Origin of the sequence: Calidifontibacillus oryziterrae (assembly GCF_000331575.1) — a bacterium.
Taxonomy (GTDB): Bacteria; Bacillota; Bacilli; order Bacillales; family Bacillaceae_J; genus Calidifontibacillus_A; species Calidifontibacillus_A oryziterrae.
The window spans coordinates 1,611,451-1,632,409 of the sequence record NZ_KB223527.1 but is presented as its reverse complement, the minus strand read 5'-3'; the positions used below and the strand labels follow the sequence as shown (position 1 = coordinate 1,632,409).

Genomic DNA, 20,959 nt, shown 5'->3' with positions numbered 1-20,959 from the left:
ATGTAGCGTGCATCTATGTCCAGAATAGTTGTCCGATGTCAACAACAGGGAACTATACCAACCTTAAAGCTAAGGGGATATTCAAACACACTGCATAATGAATTAACCAATTAGAAACCTGAATTAAAGATGTCTCACATCCTGTGAGCTCAGAAGGGGAATGTGATAAGATGATGGAAAATGCATGGCTAATCCCACTGTTTCCACTTCTGTCTTTCGTCCTACTACTTCTCTTTGGTCGGAAATTAAAAGAATCGAGTGCGCTTGTTGGGATGTTGGCAACGCTTGCCTCGCTCGTAATGTCGATCATGGTGCTTTTAGAACGACTGCAAGGGGAAAATGTAAAGATTGAGGGAACATGGTTAACAATCGGGAATACAAATTTAACAGCTGGATTTGAAGTCAATCAATTAAACGCGTTGATGCTATTTATTGTTTCACTCGTAAGCTTTCTTGTACATATGTACTCGAAGGGTTACATGCATGGGGATGAACGCTTCCCTATCTTTTATGGCTATTTAGGATTATTTACATTTGCAATGCTATCACTTGTTATTTCACCAAATCTACTGCAAGTGTATATCTTCTGGGAGCTAGTAGGCCTTGGCTCATTCTTGTTAATTGGGTTTTATTTTTTCAAGGAGGAAGCAAGGGCAGCAGCGAAGAAAGCCTTTATTGTAACTCGTATCGGGGATGTTGGCTTCTTTATCGGAATGATTTTATTATTCTGGCAGGTAGGAAGCTTTGAATATGATGAAATTTTTAAGGCGGTTGAAGCGGGAACAATTTCTACCGGAATGATAACATTAACGGCAATATTAATCTTTATTGGGGCTGTCGGTAAATCGGGTCAGTTTCCACTTCATACGTGGTTACCAGATGCGATGGAGGGACCAACACCAGTTTCAGCATTAATCCATGCCGCAACAATGGTTGCTGCAGGTGTGTACTTAGTTGCTTCACTGTTTCCGCTTTTTGCTGCAAGCGAGACGGCAATGACAACGGTTGCGGTTGTCGGTGGCTTTACAGCCATTTTTGCAGCATCGATCGGTTTAGTACAAAAAGATATTAAGCGTGTTCTTGCTTATTCTACAGTCAGTCAATTAGGCTATATGATGCTTGCTTTAGGGGCAGCAGGCTATGTAGCCGGCGTATTCCATTTAATGACACACGCGTTTTTCAAAGCGTTGCTATTCTTAGCAGCAGGTAGTGTCATTCATGCGGTTCATACGCAAAACATTGATGAAATGGGCGGTTTATGGAGCAAGATGAAGCTAACTGCACCATTGTTCTTAATTGGTACACTTGCAATTAGTGGATTCCCATTCTTGTCAGGATTCTTTAGTAAAGATGAAATTCTCATTGCTGCATGGGCAGATGGTCGTTACGGCTTATTCTGGCTAGCGGTTATTGCAGCGTTCTTTACAGCATTTTATATGTTTCGATTATTCTTCCTTGTGTTTACGGGGAAACCACAAGGGGAACAACATGATGCGCAAGCTGGAGCTCACCAAAAAGAGCAGCATGGTGCAGCGGCTGGTGCTCAGCATGACGTTCATGAATCACCAGGTGTGATGACCTTCCCGATGATCGTTCTCGGGATCTTAGCGATTGTCTCAGGCTACGTGAACACACCTTGGTTTGGTACATTTTTGGGGGATTGGTTAGTACAAGGTTCAGAAACATTAGGTCATGGTCATATTGAAGGCCCAAGCTGGATCATGTTTGTAGCGACAGGGGTATCATTGTTCGGGATATTGCTAGCATGGCTTATTTATGGTAAAAAGTCTCTTTCACGTGATTGGCTATCACGTCCATTCCCAGCAGGTTATAAGCTTCTTTTCAATAAATATTATATCGATGAAATTTATAACAGTACGGTGGTCATGGGAACAAAAGCAATCAGCTATCTTTTGCAGTTTATTGATGTATGTATTGTCGGTGGTCTTGTAAAAGGTACTGCCGCACTAACACAAGGAATTGGCCGAGCAGGCTCTAAGCTTCAAGACGGCCAAATACAAACAGCTGGTACGGTTGCATTCTTTGGGTTGGCAGTAATTGTCGTGATTATCGCGCTTTCGGGGGGGTATTTTGGATGAGCAATAGCTTACTTTCATTACTAGTATTCTCCCCTTTGCTTGGGATTGTCATTCTTGCATTTATGTCAAAAACAAATGAAAAAGCGATAAAATGGGTTGGCTTTTTCGCAACATTAGTCCCTTTGCTTTTATCATTAGTGGCTTACGCTCAATTTGACTTCCTTGAAAAAGGAGTGCAATTAACGGAGAAGCATTCGTGGATTGCTTTTAACTTAGGTGGAGACTTCCCGTTTGTTGTGGATTATGAGCTTGGATTAACGGGCTTATCTTTAGTGTTAATTTTATTAACGACAGTCGTTGCTGCACTTGCCGCAGTCGCATCCATTCATATTAAAAAAGAATGGAAAGGCTATTTCATGTTATTCCTATTACTTGAACTGGGAATTTTAGGTGTATTTGCAGCACAAAACCTAGTATTATTCTTTATTTTCTTTGAAGTAACGTTAATTCCGATGTTTTTCCTTATCGGGAAGTGGGGCTACGACGAGCGTGAAAAGGCTGCGTATAGCTATTTAATCTATAACGGTCTCGGCTCTGCGATTATGCTGATTGTATTTGCTTTATTGTTTGCGAAAACTGGCACTTCAAACATTGAGCAATTAAAGCTCATTATGATGGAATCACCAGAAGCATTAGCGACAATAGGGATTACTGAAAGCTTCCGCTTAGGTGTTCTGATTGCGTTAATCATTGCGTTCGGGGTTAAATTACCGATATTTCCATTACACAGTTGGATGCTTCGCGTTCACGTTCAAGCACCACCTTCGATTGTTATGATCCATTCGGGGATTCTATTGAAAATCGGTGCTTACGGTTTAATCCGCTTTGGATTAGAAATTTTTCCGGCTGAATTTGCGCGTCTTGCGGTACTACTGGCTGTGCTTGGTGTCATTAACCTTTTATATGGAGCATTTTTAGCATTTGTCCAAAATGATTTTAAAATGGTACTTGCGTATTCGAGTATTTCGCACATGGGGATTGTTTTAATCGGCCTCGGAGCATTGAATATCGAAGGGATTCAAGGGGCTATTTTCCAAGCTGTATCACACGGTTTAATTTCAGCATTGTTATTCTTCCTTGTTGGTGTCATGTATGAACGTACAGGTACCTCGAAGCTTGATTCACTCGGTGGTTTAGCAAAGGAAACTCCACTTATAGCTGGATTTTTACTTGCAGCTGCAATGGCATCGTTAGGTTTACCAGGGATGTCAGGCTTTGTGAGTGAATTTATGGCATTTTTAGGTTTATTTAAAGTAGAGCCTGTCATTGCTGCAGTAGGAGCGCTCGGGATTATTTTAACAGCAGCTTACCTTTTACGAGCAGTATTAAAAATGACATTTGGGAAAACACCAACTCGATTAACGGGAATTAAAGAAATCCAGTCTGTTGAGATGGTCCCAGTCGTTGTATTACTTGGATTTATCATTTTAATCGGCGTTTACCCAAATATTTTAACTGAAGCAATTGTTATGACATTAGAAACTATACGACTAGGGATAGGGGGGTAAGCTCATATGGATCTACAGACATTGTTAAGCTATGAATGGGGAATTATGGCTCCAGAATTTGTGATTCTCGGTATGGCTACCCTACTATCACTAATTGATTTATTTATGGGAGCTAAGAAAAGCAGAAAACCTCTTGCCTTAATAGGGTTAGCAGGAATCATTATTGCGTTAATTTTCTTAGTTAGTCAAATCGGTCATGAGCCAGTTGATATTTTATATGGCACATATATTTTTGACCCATTCTCTCAGGCATTTAAGTTTCTTTTCTTAATTGGAACGGCCTTTGTATTATTACTGGGCTATCATTATGAGCCAAGCGGTGGAATTGAATACCGCGGAGAATTTTATTATTTGTTAATGACTGCGCTGTTAGGTACGATGATCATGGCATCAAGTGCAGATTTAATCACGTTATTTGTTGGCCTTGAGCTTTTATCCATATCATCATTTATTTTAGCAGGACTACGTAAAAAGAATTTACAGTCTAACGAAGCAGCAATGAAATATATGATTAACGGTGGAATTGCATCGGCGATCACTATATTTGGGATGAGCTACATTTATGGTTTAACAGGCTCAACTAATTTATACGAAATTGGTGAGCGCACTGGTAACATTATGGTTGGCGATTTAGCATTTTTAACAGCATTGGCATTTATCATCACGTTTATTGGTTTATCATTTAAGATCGCTACGGTACCATATCAAATGTGGGCGCCTGACGTTTACCAAGGGTCACCTACACCTGTGACCGCGTTTTTAAGCGTCGTGTCCAAAACAGCTGGATTTGTCATTATCATTCGGCTGTTAATAACAGCATTTAATAGTGCGCCAGGATTAACGACAGAAGACTATAATTTGCTATGGTCAATGAAGCCGTTCTTAGCGGTACTGGCAGCTCTTACGATGATTGTAGGAAACACAATTGCCTTAAGACAAACAAATATTAAACGGCTATTTGGTTTCTCAAGTATTGCTCACGCAGGCTACTTATTAGTACCATTTATCTCTTTATCACCACTTTGGCTTGAAGGAATTTGGTTCTATTTAGTTGCTTACTTATTGATGAATCTTGGCGCATTTGCCATTATTCAGCATGTGACGGATCGGGCTGGCAGTGAAGAATTGTCAAGCTTTAATGGCTTATATAAGCGCGCACCAATAATCGCTGTTGCCATGGCTATATTCATGCTTTCTTTAGCAGGGATTCCAGGAACAGCAGGCTTTATCGGCAAATTGAACATTTTTATCGGTGCCTTAGGACCAATTACCGCATTTGGCCCATTCCCAGGACATCTAGTACTTGTCAGCATCATGATGGCAACAACTGTAATCTCATACTTCTACTATTTCAGAGTCATGAAGGTTATGTTTAGTGGCCAACCGGCAGTGGTTGGGATCAACAATGTGGCACTTAATTTAGATTCTAAAGCTGAAACTAGCGCTACTGAATCAACATCAACAGAATCACAACAAGTATTACAAGGATCAGACGATGAAGATGCATCTACTGCTGCAGTCTCGGATGGCAAGCAAGTTACAACAGGAGCTAGCATCCAAAAGAATACAACCGCTACAGGCTCACAACTACCAATCGGTATCTCAATCGTCGTTGGCCTTTGCGTAATCGGCACAATCCTATTCGGAATCGCACCAGGCTTAGCACTAGACTTCTTCTACACACTACTAGGCATGTAATATAAACATAAATGGAAAAAGAGACCCCGTGTCTCTTTTTCCATTTATTCCCGGGGTCAGGCGCCTCTATGGACACCACTATGGACACTGCCCTGGCACCCTCTGTGGGCACCACTCTGGCACCCACCTTGGTAGGGTTCCAGGCTCTTCCCCGGAACCGAGATAGACGCGGAATCGGGATAGGTGTGGAACTACGATAGACGGCGCATTAGAAAACGGAACCGGGCTAGATGCGGAACTACGATAAATGCGGAACTCCAATAGATGCGAACCGCGCTAGAAAGAACTATAACACACCGAACAGAAACAGACTGAAGGCTGAACTGCAGCAGACAAAAACGATATAAATAGAACCGCAAAGACATCAGAAGTAACCGTGGTAGACAGAAACGATATAAATAGAACCGCAACAGTCGGAACCGCGGCAGACTGCAGGCTGAACCGCGGCAGACCAAAACCATAGAACGGCAAGAGAGAGAAGACGGAAACGCTACAGAGGGCAGTCGGTAACGTAACAAACCGAACCGCAACAGATTTTGTTATTCATTCAGGATAGTTCGTACTAAAATGGAAATATGTCGTATCATGTATTTTCCGGGAAATAATTTTGTTGCCGAAAGGGGAGGAAAACCTAATGGTTGAAAATTTTGGACAAATCTCGATGATTAGTATGATTGTTCATTTAATGTTTTTTGTCATCACGTGGTGGACGCTGCAAGGATTACGTATAGACTTATTGATCAAATCAGGGAAGACTGGACATGCCAAAGTATTATTAATATTACTTACAATCTCAATCGGATCCACCGTTAGCAATTTCTTTTTAGATTATTTCCTATGGGCCCAACAGTTGAAGTATTTATTTTAATGTTGGTAACCATTAACGTTGCTAGGCAAAAAGGCACTAAATTAAGTCTGAACGATAGAGTGCAATCAACGCAACCACCAAAGTCTCGAACTAATTCGAGGCTTTTTTCAGGACTCCTCGTTAATGTTAATGTTAAAATTCCTCATTAATGTTTGAATTCCTTATTGAGGTTTAATTCCCCATTATTTTTAAACCCTCATTAAAAGTTTAAAACCCTCATTAAAAGTTTAATACCCTCATTAAAAGTTTAATACCCTCATTAAAAGTTTAATACCCTCATTAAAAGTTTAATACCCTCATTAAAAGTTTAATACCCTCATTAAAAGTTTAATACCCTCATTAAAAGTTTAAAACCCTCATTAAAAGTTTAATACCCTCATTAGAGTTTAATACCACAATAAGTTTGAATTCTTTATTCAAGTTATATTGCCTTGCATATATTAGGTGAATTCCTCATTTAAATACGCTCATTTTCAACAAATATAGTCTTCCCATAAAGAGTATAAATATAGGTGTCGATATCTGACGACTTCTTCCACGTATGATAGCTCATGCAATGGCAAAAATGTTTAGTAAAGAAAACTTCGTAGGTGACTTGCCATATAAAGAAAAAGCTCAAGGCAAATTGGATTAAAATTTTAAATCAAATAACCACAATTGCCCGTGCTACAGAGAAAATGGGAGAGGAAGAAAAAATTTTATGAAAAAGTTATCTTTTGTTCTTTTAGCTTTGACCTATATAGTGTTTTTCCTTGCGAACCAAACCGGAAGTAGTCAATCATTTACTAATGATCCTCACGCCCGTGCATACCGTGTATTTGATGAATTAAAGTCCCAGTCATTGAATTCGCCATTATATCAAGATCAAGGGCCAGAGGAAATAACATATTTACTTGAAATCGCCAAGGTAATGAATAAACACAAAATTGATATTAGCAATTGGTCAATGTATGCTCGTGAAGATGTAGGTAAAGTAGAAAACTTCCATCAGTACAAAGAAGAGGTTACGAAGTACAGGAACCTTTTTCCGGACTTTTCCTGGGAAGAAACGAGGGAAGATGGTTTGTTCAAAAGTGTTGGGGCTTACGAAAACACAGAAGCATTGATAAAAGAACAGATAAAATTTGTCGCCTACCCCCATAAAGACCATTATAAAACGTATCTTATATATATTGTGAGCGGAGATAACTGGAGTAATGAGAAAATGCATCTTCTTTCAAAAACTTACCAGTTAAAAATAGGAAAATTGTTCGATAAATATCCTCTAATATTCTCTTGTATAAATGGACAAACAAGTGATAATATGGAAGGTGTTTTGTATAATCAAGCCCTTAAAATATTAAGCGAGTTTTCTGCCAACCCAATTGAAGCGTTACAAGAGGAGGCATTTGTCTCGGTATCTGCATATAATGAAAATTGGAAGAACAACATCCCTGGGATAAATGGGGAAATGAATATACAAATAGCATTACGGAATAATGGATTGGACGGTTCAACTACTGTGGTAATTGGCACACCAATCATAACGTCTGAATATTAATATATAGAAATTGGACGCGGAGGGGAATACCTTGGATAAAATCATTGTCCGTGGTGGTAGGCAGTTGTCGGGCACTGTTAAAGTAGAAGGTGCGAAAAATGCTGTACTGCCTGTCATCGCAGCAAGTCTACTCGCTAGTGAAGGAAAAAGCTATATATATGACGTCCCTTCTCTTGCAGATGTTTACACGATTAACGAAGTACTTCGTTTGTTAAATGCAAACGTCGTATTTCACAACAATGTTATTCAAGTTGATGCTTCAAAACCGTTAAATACAGAGGCGCCTTTTGAATATGTTCGAAAAATGCGTGCATCCGTTTTAGTAATGGGATCACTTTTAGGACGTGTTGGTCAAGCGCGTATCGCATTACCTGGCGGTTGTGCAATCGGCTCTCGCCCGATCGATCAGCATTTAAAAGGCTTTGAAGCAATGGGAGCAATCGTCCAAGTTGGCAACGGCTTTATTGAGGCAAAAGTGAACGGACGACTAAAAGGAGCAAAAGTTTATTTGGATTTCCCAAGCGTTGGGGCGACAGAGAATATAATGATGGCCGCGACGCTTGCTAATGGTATAACAACAATTGAAAATGCGGCGAAGGAGCCAGAAATTGTTGATTTAGCGAACTTCCTCAATGCTATGGGAGCAAAGGTAAGAGGTGCTGGCACGGGTACGATTCGCATTGAAGGTGTGAAAAAACTAAAAGGTGCCAACCACACCATAATCCCTGATCGGGTTGAAGCGGGTACGTTTATGATTGCCGCTGCAATTACGAAAGGGGATGTTACGATCAAAGGTGCTGTTCCTGAACATTTAACTGCATTGATTGCGAAAATGGAGGAAATGGGCGTTCGGTTTGAAGAAGTGGCGGATGGCATTCGTGTAATGGGTCCGGAACGTCTTAAAGCCGTCGATGTAAAAACAATGCCATATCCTGGTTTTCCTACCGATATGCAATCCCAAATGATGTCAATGCTCCTCGTTGCCGATGGAACAAGCATGATAACAGAAACGGTTTTTGAAAATCGCTATATGCATGTGGAGGAATTCCGCCGCATGAACGGTAATATTAAAATTGAAGGTCGTTCAGCGATTATTAATGGTCCTGCGTATCTTCAAGGAGCCGAAGTGGCCGCGACAGATCTTCGTGCCGCCGCCGCCTTAATTTTAGCTGGTCTTGCCGCTGAAGGGTACACCCGCGTAGTTGAGCTTCACCATTTAGATCGAGGTTACGTTGACCTCGCCGGCAAATTAGCAAGCTTAGGTGCTGACATTGAGCGTGTTAACGAAGAAACGATAAAGAAGTCAAGCAACGTCGTCAATATTCGCTCTAATTTGGCTTAACATGAAGGTCGTTTAGCGTAAAGCTGACCAAAATTGTAGACATATTACAACTGAAGTCACAATGTGCATGTATTTCTTACATCGCAGCTACTAGCTGACCAAAACAAAACTTTTACAATTAAGGAGCCTTTAGTTAGGTTCCTTTTTCCTTTTCAGAAATTTTAGCCCCTGTTTTTACTACCGTTTAAAATGTTGAACAGAAAACCGAGCTGTTCCCCGTCTTATATATAGAAAGTAAAAATCACAATCAAAGCTCTGAACCATAAAAATCGGCCCTTAATTCACAACATTCATCATTGAAAAAACATCCGAAAATACATATGCCATTTTTAAAAAATATATGTACTTGCTCAAACCATAGAACAAAAAATTACAAAGAAAATCAGACTTTTTATAAAGACAAGTGCTAGAAAAATAAAACAGCTTGTCCTACAAATTAATTTAAAAGTTCTAAATGCTTGTCCATCCCCATAAAAATAAAAATATAGCAATAAAAATTGGAGGATGAGACAATGAAACGAATCAAACCACTATTTTTCATATTGGCAGTACTTTTTGCAATCATCATAGTCGTACCCACCCTATTAGTGTTACCCTTTACAACAGAAAAAAATTCATTAGTAGCCAATCAAAACAACACACAAATATCGGCAAACAATACAGTAGAAGCATCAGCCGCATCTATACTCCAAGAACCAACTCTTGAAGTTGCCGTATATCGAAGCAATACGAAGAAAATCGATAAAATTATGCTTGAGGATTATGTAAAAGGCGTTGTTGCGTCAGAAATGCCAGCAGAATTTGAACTTGAAGCTTTAAAAGCACAAGCACTAACGGCACGAACATACATCGTGAAACAAATGGTAACGAATGAGCAAATTAGCACCCCAGAAGGAGCGGACGTAACCGATACAGTTATTCATCAAGTTTACAAAAGCCCAGCTGAACTAAAACAAATATGGGGCGCCGCAGATTATGAATGGAAAATGGCACGAATTTCTGAAGCAGTAGAAGCAACAAAAGGGCAAATAATTACTTATAAAAATGAGCCAATCACCGCTTCATTTTTTTCAACAAGCAATGGGTATACGGAAAATTCAGAGGATTACTGGAAAAACTCATTCCCATACTTACGAAGTGTTGAAAGCCCATGGGATACAGCCTCGCCTAAATTTCAAAATCAAGCCGTTATCTCAGTACCAGATTTTGAAAAAAAATTAGGTGTTAAAGTTAGTGATCAATTAGTCGGAAAAGTGATCGCTCGTACAAAAGGAAACCGCGTTGCCAAAGTGGACATAAATGGAAAAATATTTGAAGGTCGGGAGGTTCGTGAGCTCCTCGGACTAAAATCAAGTGACTTCACTTGGAAAAAGCAAGGCAACCAAATTATAATCACAACTAAAGGTTATGGACACGGTGTCGGCATGAGTCAATATGGTGCAAACGGCATGGCAACCGAAGGCAAAAGCTTCGAGGACATTATTACCCACTACTACCAAGGTACAACAATCTCAAATGTCGACCCATATTTAAAAGACACAATCGTAGCTAGGAAATAAACCGGAATTCGAGTTTAACTTGAACTTGAAATAAAGAACAGGTAACGAATTCCTCTTCCAAATTTATTAATTTAGTGGATGAGGTTCACATTGGATAAGGGTGACGAATAAGGGTGACGACATTTTGTCATCATCCAAACATTTGACGTATAACCGAATTTTATAAATTCGAACAGTATTTATATATAGAAACAAAAACTAAGCTCCCGTGCAATTGGGGAGCTTTATAAATGAAAACAGCATATTTAGGTAAAATAAAAAGCATTATGGAAAAATTAAGGCAATGGAGCTTCCGGCAAAGAGGGAGAGCCAAACTTAAGCTACTAATTCCTCCAATAAAAGGCAGTCGGACAATAAAAGTCCCAATCAGGACAATAAATCCCAAAGTCCGGTTAATAAATGTCTCCTCCCCGACAATAAACAACCAAATCGCGCCAATAACCATTCTCAATAGAATCCCATAGTAACGATGTTAATGAAAAGCCAACTAATGAAGGGCCGAAATACTGCAAAAACAGCAACTTAATAAAAATAAATTATAAATTATCTCTCCATTTCGTAACCTATAATGAATTTGATAACCATTCACACACATAAGGGCTCAAATCGGGCAATTTTTTGTCAAAATATGAGCCCTAATTGCTATTCTAAATAAGACTACGGTTAAAATACATAAAATGCACAATTCAATGCTAAATTATCACGCCAAGTTGCCGTTCAAAAAAACGGTAATGACCTAAATCTAAATAAATAATAAGTAGCAATAAAACTCCGCCCTTCCGCCCTTAGAAAAGTTCGTATTAACTAAGAGTGTCATAAAAAATTCTAAAAATAGCCTCCGATAATCACAGGAAACTGGCCTTAAGTTAGCGAAACTAATCACTATAAATAAGGAGTGTGAACCATATGATAATAAAAGAACGAAAACCGCCCCTAAGTATTCAGAAATTGCAGGTAATGTTGAGGCGATTACCAAAAAATCATCCAAAAATACAACAACTACAAGAGGAGTACTCTCGAGCAACAATAGGCTACCGTGGTGAACAAGCTCTGGATTACCATTTAACCTTCATTGAGGAATTCGAACACCTAATACTCCATAACATAAGGTTGCTCAATTCCCAAAAATACTACTTTCAATTAGATACTCTCATCTTAACCCCATATTTCATCCTTAACCTTGAAACAAAAAATATTTCAGGAACATTGTTTTTTGACCAAGATTTTCACCAACTAATTCGAACACTAGACGAGAAAGAGGAAGCATTCCCAGATCCAATCCTGCAAATACAACGTCAAGAGTCCCAGTTGAAATCATGGTTAGCGAAATATAAGGTGCCTCAAATACCGATTACCTCAAAAGTTGTAATCAGCAATCCATTATCCATTATCAAAACACAGTCCCATTATGCGAAAGTGGTGAAAGAAAAAGTCATTCATTTAGCATTAATATGGAATGAAATCGAAAAGCTACATAGTAAATACTCGGTTGAAATCATTCCGATGAAGGATTTGAAAAAAATTGCGCGTCAACTAGTAAAGTGCCATATCCCATATAACCCAAATTATTTTAATAAATACCAAATTAAACAATCAGATATATTAACGGGTGTTCATTGTCCTAATTGTAACCATCTACCAATGGTTAGAATGAAAGGTATATGGTTTTGTGGAAACTGTAAAACGAACAGCCTTGATGCTCATATTAATTCTATTTATGATTATTCGTTGCTATATGGTCCAATGATTACGAATAAGCAACTACGCCAATTTCTCAACTTACGCTCCATTTCAATCTCCAATAAATTACTAAATTCATTAAACTGTAAAAAGATAGGGGAACGAAAAGGAAGATACTATCAATTACCTGAGCTAGAGGGATAAATTTAACTTTATTAATATCGAAAGAAAATGTAATCAACCTACGATCCAGTATGATTCAGCATTATGATTATTAATAACGACTCTCATTTAAAAAGGGACTTATATTTTGGAGAATGTGAGTTATACTTTGGAGAATGGGAGTTATACTTTGGTTTAGTAGTAACTGATTTATTGTAAATAAAAGGCAGTCGGACAATAAAAGTCCAAATCAGGACAATAAATCCCCAGGTCCGGTTAATAAATGTCCCCACCCCGACAATAAACAACCAAATCGCGCCAATAACCATTCTCAATAGAATCCCATAGTAACGATGTTAATGAAAAGCCAACTAATGAAGGATCGAAATTCTGCAAAAACAGCAACTTAATAAAAATAAATTATAAATTTTAACCTCATTTGTTTTCCCTATTGAACTAGATAAGCCAACCGTACACAAAATGACTAAAAAAAACCTTTCCCCCATGCATAATTCTGCGCGATTTGTCGAAAAATAATCCAAAAAAACTTTTTTAAAAGATGTATAGAATTCGAGACAATTGTTCAGAATGGTTGCTGAGGTGATGAAAAAATGAAAGAGGAAGAAAAACTAACTTCCCGAAGTTCAAAGTGGAAACGTATCACAAAAAAGAAATGGGTATTACCAGCAATCTATCTTGGGAGTGCAGCACTAATTTTAACAGGAGTGCTTTGGTACCAGGCTGCAACGGATGATATTATTGGAAATGAAACTGACAACGTTCAGGATGTAGCAGATAAACAACTCTCGCAATATCCGGATCAACAGGAAGCCGTTCCGGTTAACGCTCTAGAAGAAAACTTCAAAATGCCTGTACTAGACGAAAACGAAGTGAAGATTAAAAAGCAATTCTATGATAATAATGCATCCAGTGAAGAACAAGAAGCTGCTCTCGTTGTCTATAATAATACTTATTATCCTAGCACTGGAATTGACATTGCCATGGAAAATGGCGAAAGCTTTGATGTTGCCGCATCACTTAGTGGTACAGTCATTCGAGCTGAAAACGATCCAATTTTAGGTAATGTAGTAGAAATTAAGCATGAGAACGATGTCGTGACATTCTATCAAAGTTTAGATGAAATGCATGTTGAGCAAGGTACTGAAGTTGTTCAAGGTGAAGTCATTGGTACAGCAGGGACAAGCATTTATGACAAGGATGCCGGGGTGCATGTCCATTTTGAGATACGTCAAAACAATGAACCAGTAAATCCGATTGAATTTTTCAACAAGCCACTTTCTTCAATAGATGTTAAGGCTGAAGCAGCAAAAAATGAAGCCAAGAAAGAAAAAGAGGCTGAAGCTGTGAATGAAAAATCGGAAGCAAATACTGCAAATGAAAAGCAACAAACAGAAGCTACGAATGAAAATGTAGATGAGGCAAATGCAGCTGACAGTGCTGAAAATGCCGATGAAGGCGAAGCTTCTGAAGATAATTCACAATCGAGCTGATGATGATTCACATTAAGATGAAGATTCACAATCAAGCTGAAAATTCACATTAAGCTGAAGAAGATTTGTAATCGAGTTGATGAAGATTCTCAATCAAGCTGAGGATTCTCAATCAAGCTGAGGATTCTCAATCAAGTTGAGGATTCTCAATCAAGCTGAAGATTCTCAATCAAGTTGATGATGATTCACATTAAGATGAAGAAGAATCAGTATTCAGTCTGAAAATAATTCATATTAAATCAGACAATCAAGTCTTGATGACAAAACTGACAAACAAGTGTTTAGATCAAAATACAAAGGTTCTCAGTTTAACAAATTACTTTCTACAAAAAATTAATAATTTTCTCGGATCAAAAAATGGTGATCGAAACCTTGGAAAAATTTAATCCAAGGTTATTTTTTTGCACAATCGGTCAAAGTACCCTAGTTGTCCAGTCGAAAATTTGCTATAAATACAGTAAATATAGCGCGAAACACACTAAGTTACTAGAATACTGTTATAATTGACATGAACAGTATAGGTTCAAAATAGCAAAAATTGTTGATCATCACAAAATGCCGTTGTTTCCCATCGTGATTTTTTGAAAAAAATGAGCGAGGTGAGCCAAATGAAGAACAGATTAAAAATCATTATATTACTATTATTTATAGTTTGTATTTCTGTTTGGTCAATTGTAATCTATGAAGGCTCTAAACTTGGCTGGTTCGATTGGATGTTATCAACTTTTTCTTCAAGCAAAATCTCCACGAGTAGCACAATGCCAACGAAAATTTTGACAAGCTCACAAGATGTGTCACTTACAAATTCGAATATGGATCTTACTACCATACTGTTATTCCTTGTTTTCTTACTAGTAGTCTCACTAATAATTTATTATTATAACAAAATTAAAACGAAGAAAAAGTAGCTATGATAGAGCTGCTTTTTTTAAAATAAAAAGTAGTTTCATACAAAAAAATGCAGAAAACCTTCAATAAATTGCTTGACGATACCTAAATTCATCTGTTTAAATACAAATATATGAATTTTCTAAAAATTTGTGTTATAAAACAGATGGTACTGTCATAATACTAAAACACATACATTTATGAAAAAAGGCTAGTATTTACCTCAAAGATCATCGCAATTTCATACTAAAGTCACAGTGGAAAGCCATTTAGCATAGTACTAAAGTCTTCGGCCAAAAAGTTCATTTACATGTCTTCCAGTGAATAAAAGGGACAACCTGAATAAAAGGGACAACCTAAAGAAAAGTTAGATCAGGAAGCTCCCTATCATTTTTTAAAGTTATAAAAAATTTGCCTCGCTAATTGAATACGCTTACATGTAATAAAGTTATAAAATCTTGTCTTAAAGGCATTTCCGCAAATTGTAATAGCGGACCAACAACTATGAATAAGGTCTGGGGGGATCTCGATGTTTTTAGTCATTCTATATGGAATTATCACTGTTTTATGTGTCTTTTTCGCAATAAAGAAACAAAAGCTAGCGTTATTGTCAGTACCGTTTTTAGGAATCTTTGGCTACTTATTTATCAAAATATTAATGGTTCCATTACCATTTTGGGAGACGGTCCAATTTATTTTCGATCTAAGATAATCGAAGCTCAAGAGATAATCGTAGTTTCAGAGATGATCGTGTTCGAAAGAAGATCGTGAGTTCAAGAGATGATCAAGAGTTCGAAAGTAAGTCATGATTCGAAAGATTATCAATTCTATCGAGAGATAATCATTAGCTCAAGAGATGATCAAGAGTTCGAAAGTAAGTCATGATTCGAAAGATTATCAATTCCATCGAGAGATAATCATTAGCTCAAGAGATGATCAAGAGTTCGAAAGTAAGTCATGATTCGAAAGATTATCAATTCCATCGAGAGATAATCATTAGCTCAAGAGATGATCATGAGTTCGAAAGCTAGTCGTGAGTTCGAAAGAAGATCATGTATTCCGAGAGATAATCAAGGGGCGAGAACTTTGCAACTAGAGTATGAATCGATAGTTTCAACAAAATTACTTTAAGGAGGTGGTGTTACTAAGAGGATCATGGATAATGTAGCTTTTTGTAACAAGGGGAGAAAGTTTTTTTGGCTAGCAAATAAGTAAAGGGGGAAATCTTGAATGAAGAAGATTGACAAAAGTATTGCAGATGCTTATTTCAAAGCACGAACAAGAAACATTATTATCTATTTAGCAATTGGATTCATTGCTTCATTCGTTATTGTTGCGTCTGCAGAAGCATTTGCAGGAATGACTTTTAATGGAATGCCGTTCCATTACTTCATGGGAGCACAAGGTGCAGTATTAACGTTCGTACTTCTATTATTTATAAATGCAATTGTTAGTGATAAGATCGACAAAAAGTTTGGCATTGACGAGAAGCGTAATGAAGCTTTAAGTAATGGAAAAACAGTCGAGCATTAAACAATCCTTTATAAGTAATTGAAGAATGAAAAATAAATGTGCATATAGCAATCTTTTATAAGTATTGTGAAAGCAACGATTACTAATCTTATACTTTTTTAAATAGGGAGAAAGTAGTAAGTAGTAACAAAAAATATTAAAAATACAGGGGGGTCTATATGGATCAACAGTTTATAGTATCAATGGCGTTTATATTGGCATCATTTGCACTTTATATCGGGATAGCCATTTATAATACAGCGAAATCTACATCTGATTTCTACGTTTCAGGACGTGGAGTATCACCAGTTTGGAATGGTATGGCGATTGGCGCGGACTGGATGAGTGCTGCATCGTTTATCGGTATGGCTGGTACAATCATGCTTCTAGGGTATGATGGTTTAGCGTATATCATGGGTTGGACAGGTGGTTACTTAATGTTAACCTTCCTTCTAGCACCACAGCTTCGTAAGTACGGTCGTTATACAGTACCTGAATTCTTAGGTGACCGTTACAGAAGTGATAAAGCACGCTTGATCGGTGCGATTGCAACAATCATTATCTGCTTTACGTACTCAATCGGACAGTTATCAGGTTCAGGGGTTGTAATTGGACGTCTACTAGAGGTAGATGCAAAAGTAGGAACATTAATCGGGGTTGTATTAATCGCTTTCTACGCTACAATGGGTGGTATGAAAGGGATCACTTGGACACAGGTTGCGCAGTATATTGTATTAATCACTGCCTACCTAGTACCGGTAATCTTCATGTCATTACAAATCACTGGTAACCCAATTCCTTGGTTATCATATGGTCATATCGTATCTGAATTTAAAGAGCTTGATGAAGCATTGGGTGTATCACAATATTTTGCACCATTTACAAATGGTACAAAAGCACAGTTCTTAGCATTAATGTTTACGCTAATGGCTGGTACAGCGGGACTTCCGCACGTAATTGTACGTTTCTATACAGTTCCAACAATGAAAGCAGCTCGTTGGTCTGGTGCTTGGGCATTATTGTTCATCGCGTTGTTATACTTATCAGCACCAGCATACGCAGCGTTCTCTCGTTTTATCCTTATGACTCAAGTAGCTGGTCAACAAATGGCAAACTTACCGGCTTGGACAGGATCATGGATTGAAACTGGTAAACTGCAAATTGCAGATGCAAATGGCGACGGAATTTTACAATGGGCAGAGCTTGTTATCGCTAACGACATCGTCGTTATGGCGACACCAGAAATTGCAAACCTTGGTATGTTCGTTATCGGTTTAGTAGCTGCTGGAGCAATGGCTGCGGCACTTTCAACAGCAGGTGGTCTAATGATTACAATTTCATCTGCGTTGGCACATGATATTTACTATCGTACAATTAATCCAAAGGCAAATGAGAAAAAACGTCTTTTAGTTGGTCGTTGGTCAATCCTGATCGCGACAGTAATTGCTGGTTTAGTTGCATTAAACCCACCAGGGGTTATTACACAGATTGTTGCATGGGCGTTCGCGCTTGCAGCAGGTTCATTCTTCCCAGCACTTATGCTAGGTGTATGGTGGAAGCGTTCGAATGCACAAGGCGTTATCGCGGGTATGGTAATCGGACTTGCTGTAACATTAGCTTATATTTTTGCAGCAAAATATGGCGGCTTTACAGTCGCAGGTATTATCGATACAGGGGCAGGTCTGTTTGGAGCTGCAGCTGGTTTCTTAGCTAATATCCTTGTATCACTTGCAACACCAGCACCATCAATTGAGAGCCAAGAAGAAGTACTTGATCTACGTTATCCAGAGCAAATGACATACAAAGATGGCGAGGTATGGATGGATGAAGGTAGCGAAGCAAAGATTGGATAAACAACAAGTTTATGAACAAATTAAAGGACACCCCTTTTTTAAAGGGGTGCCTTTGCATGAGGAAAAACAGCTATTTGAACTATGTGAAATAAAGGAATATGCGCAAACGGAATTAATTTATCAGGCAAATCAGCGGCGCGATGGTCTTTTACTTTTACTAGAAGGGTCTGCTGAAGTTTATATTTATGATGAGGAGCACGACCGGATTGAAGCGCTAGAGGTTATTCAAAAAGGCGAGTTAATCGGCTTCCCGACGTTAGCGAATTTTTTAGGCGTGTCTAAATCAAATAAATATGAAGAAATGGTTCGAGTGAGAGCGCTAGAATCTTGTTATGGTGTGTTAATACCTTTTGGTGTGATCCAAGAGCGCTGGGAAGATGAAGGTGTTCGTGATTATTTATTGCAGCAAACGGCAATGCGATTGAAGGATATTTACATGTCGTTAGCTGAGCAAGTAAAAATCACGCGTCAATTATCAGAAAGCAATCATTTCGTTGTTCGTTTGCAGGATATTATGGTGCCTGCAGTTTCTGTAACGAAGGAAGCGACCGTTCAAGAAGTATCAACTTTAATGGCGCAAAACAAAATCGATTCAATTGTTATTTTAGAGGAAGAGAAGCTAGTCGGAATTATAACAAAAACAGATCTTGTAAATCGTGTACTGGCTAAGTCAAAGCCATATGATTTACGGGTTGAATATGTGATGACGAAAAATCCAAGTACAATTTCAAGGCTCGAATATTACTATGCTGCTTTAACAACTATGTTGCTGCAAGGGTTTAAGCATTTGCCGGTAGTCCACGAGGAGACAAACGAAGTAGTTGGCATTGTATCATTAGGTGATTTGCTGCGGAAGAAAAACGAAAACACAGTAAGAACGCTTCGTCGCATTGAACAAATCGATGAAGAGAATCTACCATCTATTAAAGAAGCAATCTATTTAGTTTTAGAAACATTAATACAAGATAAAGTGCCAGCGACTCACATTTTAGAAGTGATCACGGCTCTTTATGATCGTTTGGCCGTGCGCTGCGTTCAGCTTGCAGTTGATTCGCTACGCGTGAATAAAGGCTTAACGCCACCAGTTGACTTCTGTTGGTACACAATGGGAAGCTCAGGTCGTGGTGAACAGTTTATGATGACGGACCAGGATCATTTCTTAGTATATGAAGATAGTGAGGCAGGTCAGCGCGAGCGGACAGATGAATATTTTGCATTGCTCGGTGAAGAAATAGTTATTTATATGGAAAGAGCGGGGTACGCACGTTGTATCGGTCATATGATGTCGAACAATCCAATTTGGCGCGGGTCCCTTAAAACATGGGAAACACGGCAACGCCAGTGGATGCTCCAAGCAACAAACGATAATATTTTATTGGCGCAAAACTTCTTTTCATTCCGCTATTTATATGGAAGCCTGCGCTTAAATGAAAAATTTGAGAACCAAATCGCTCAGCAGCTTGAGCGCGCAAAAATATTCCTATATCGGATGGCATCAGAAGAAAAGGAACGTACGATACCAAACCTTGACCATCCAATTCGGTCATTATTCAGATTGGACCGCAAGCATATTGATATTAAAAAGGAAATTCTCTTCCCGTTCCATCACAGCCTGCAAATCTTAACACTATCACACTTAATTGTGGCTGGAACACCAGAAGAACGCATCGATTTCCTAGTTCGCAAAGGAATCATCACCGAAAACTTTGCAACCGACTTAAAAACAGCATTCGAACAAGTCATGATGATCTATATTAAACAAAAATGGGGCGGGTACAAACGCGGGGAAAAAGCCTCTTCGAAACTCACATTCACACACCTCACCACAAGAGAAAAAGAAGAACTCATCCTTACGCTCAAAACATTCCGCGAACTCCAAAGCCAAATGCTCGGAGAATTCTCAATCTAGCAATAACTGGAGGGGTCAGGCGCCTCTATGGCCACCACTATGGATACCGCTATGGCCACTGGGGTGGCTACCACCCTGGTAGGGTTCCAGGCTCCTTGGTGGCTACTGCTATGGATACCGCTATGGACACTGGGGTGGCTACCACCTTGGTAGGGTTCCAGGCTCCTTGGTGGCTACTGCCCTGGCTACCTCTGTGGTCAACGCCATGGTACCAAGGGTGTCTATCTGGATTTATCAGTCACATCAGTTGCTAGATTTTTATGAAAAAATCGGCCGTATCTAAACAGTTCAGAGTAATTGAATTCGCCTACGTTTGGATAGAGGGAACGATTGGGTGGAAAAATATTAATGATGAGGCAAAATATGGAAAAATGAAGCACATTGAAGTAGATTCAAGGAAATGAAGCACTTGAAGTGAAGCACATTGAAGCACATTGAAGCAGATTCAAGAAAAATGAAGCACTTGAAGTGAAGCACATTGAAGCACATTTGAAGTAGATTCAAGGAAATGAAGCACTTGAAGTGAAGCACATTGAAGCACATTGAAGCACATTTGAAGCAAGAGCATTAAATCACATTGAAGCTCATTAAAGCATAAAGAATCACAACTATAAATGAAAGCGGAAACAAAGTAAGAAAAAATGAATATTATATGGTCATCTAAATATTTTTGATCGTAAGAGTTGGTCTACGAAGTTTCTGTGGCGTTATTAAAATGTAAAACTAATATTTTAATAATCTAGCTAGAGTTCACAAATCTACTTACACCTAAAAATTGCAAAGAATCAACCTAAATAAAAGTTAAAAATACAGTGCATTGATAGCTTACG

At 38.5% G+C, this 20,959-nt stretch carries 14 protein-coding genes; all 14 read left to right on the top strand.

Annotated elements, in window-relative coordinates:
* Positions 1–170: 170 nt before the first annotated feature.
* A complete protein-coding gene (nuoL, locus tag D612_RS0116395; protein WP_017756586.1) occupies positions 171–2,099 on the top strand; it encodes an NADH-quinone oxidoreductase subunit L in 1,929 nt (642 codons plus the stop codon).
* Positions 2,096–3,607: a complex I subunit 4 family protein gene (locus D612_RS0116390; protein WP_017756585.1), complete on the top strand. Its 1,512-nt coding sequence runs from the start codon at positions 2,096–2,098 to the stop codon at positions 3,605–3,607. Before nuoL ends, D612_RS0116390 begins: the two co-directional genes overlap by 4 nt.
* A 6-nt stretch (positions 3,608–3,613) precedes the next feature.
* Entirely contained in the window at positions 3,614–5,305 is a 1,692-nt protein-coding gene (gene nuoN, locus D612_RS0116385) for an NADH-quinone oxidoreductase subunit NuoN (RefSeq protein WP_017756584.1), read from the top strand.
* Positions 5,306–5,939: 634 nt separating this feature from the next.
* Positions 5,940–6,173 (top strand): DUF1146 family protein, encoded by a 234-nt coding sequence (locus D612_RS0116380; RefSeq protein WP_017756583.1) that lies wholly within the window; start codon positions 5,940–5,942, stop codon positions 6,171–6,173.
* Between the two features lie 700 nt (positions 6,174–6,873).
* Positions 6,874–7,713: a YwmB family TATA-box binding protein gene (locus tag D612_RS0116370; protein WP_017756581.1), complete on the top strand. Its 840-nt coding sequence runs from the start codon at positions 6,874–6,876 to the stop codon at positions 7,711–7,713.
* A 31-nt stretch (positions 7,714–7,744) separates the two neighbouring features.
* Positions 7,745–9,055, top strand: coding sequence for a UDP-N-acetylglucosamine 1-carboxyvinyltransferase (gene murA / locus D612_RS0116365; protein WP_017756580.1), 1,311 nt, complete (start codon positions 7,745–7,747; stop codon positions 9,053–9,055).
* Between the two features lie 512 nt (positions 9,056–9,567).
* Positions 9,568–10,614: a stage II sporulation protein D gene (gene spoIID / locus D612_RS0116360; RefSeq protein WP_017756579.1), complete on the top strand. Its 1,047-nt coding sequence runs from the start codon at positions 9,568–9,570 to the stop codon at positions 10,612–10,614.
* 906 nt (positions 10,615–11,520) lie between these two features.
* A complete protein-coding gene (locus D612_RS0116350) occupies positions 11,521–12,498 on the top strand; it encodes a nuclease-related domain-containing protein (protein ID WP_017756577.1) in 978 nt (325 codons plus the stop codon).
* 569 nt (positions 12,499–13,067) lie between these two features.
* A complete protein-coding gene (locus tag D612_RS0116345; protein ID WP_017756576.1) occupies positions 13,068–13,967 on the top strand; it encodes a M23 family metallopeptidase in 900 nt (299 codons plus the stop codon).
* 608 nt (positions 13,968–14,575) lie between these two features.
* Positions 14,576–14,875, top strand: a complete 300-nt coding sequence (locus tag D612_RS19590) for a hypothetical protein (protein ID WP_154649499.1) — start codon at positions 14,576–14,578, stop codon at positions 14,873–14,875.
* Between the two features lie 509 nt (positions 14,876–15,384).
* Positions 15,385–15,567 carry a hypothetical protein gene (locus tag D612_RS0116335; RefSeq protein ID WP_017756574.1) on the top strand — a complete coding sequence of 61 codons (183 nt, stop codon included), beginning with the start codon at positions 15,385–15,387 and terminating at the stop codon, positions 15,565–15,567.
* Positions 15,568–16,085: 518 nt separating this feature from the next.
* A complete protein-coding gene (locus D612_RS0116330; protein WP_017756573.1) occupies positions 16,086–16,388 on the top strand; it encodes a DUF4212 domain-containing protein in 303 nt (100 codons plus the stop codon).
* A gap of 158 nt (positions 16,389–16,546) precedes the next feature.
* Positions 16,547–18,220, top strand: coding sequence for a sodium:solute symporter family protein (locus D612_RS0116325; RefSeq protein ID WP_017756572.1), 1,674 nt, complete (start codon positions 16,547–16,549; stop codon positions 18,218–18,220).
* The gene (locus D612_RS0116320; protein ID WP_017756571.1) at positions 18,192–20,129 is read left to right on the top strand and encodes a DUF294 nucleotidyltransferase-like domain-containing protein; all 1,938 of its coding nucleotides are present in this window, start codon (positions 18,192–18,194) and stop codon (positions 20,127–20,129) included. Before D612_RS0116325 ends, D612_RS0116320 begins: the two co-directional genes overlap by 29 nt.
* Positions 20,130–20,959 lie beyond the last annotated feature (830 nt).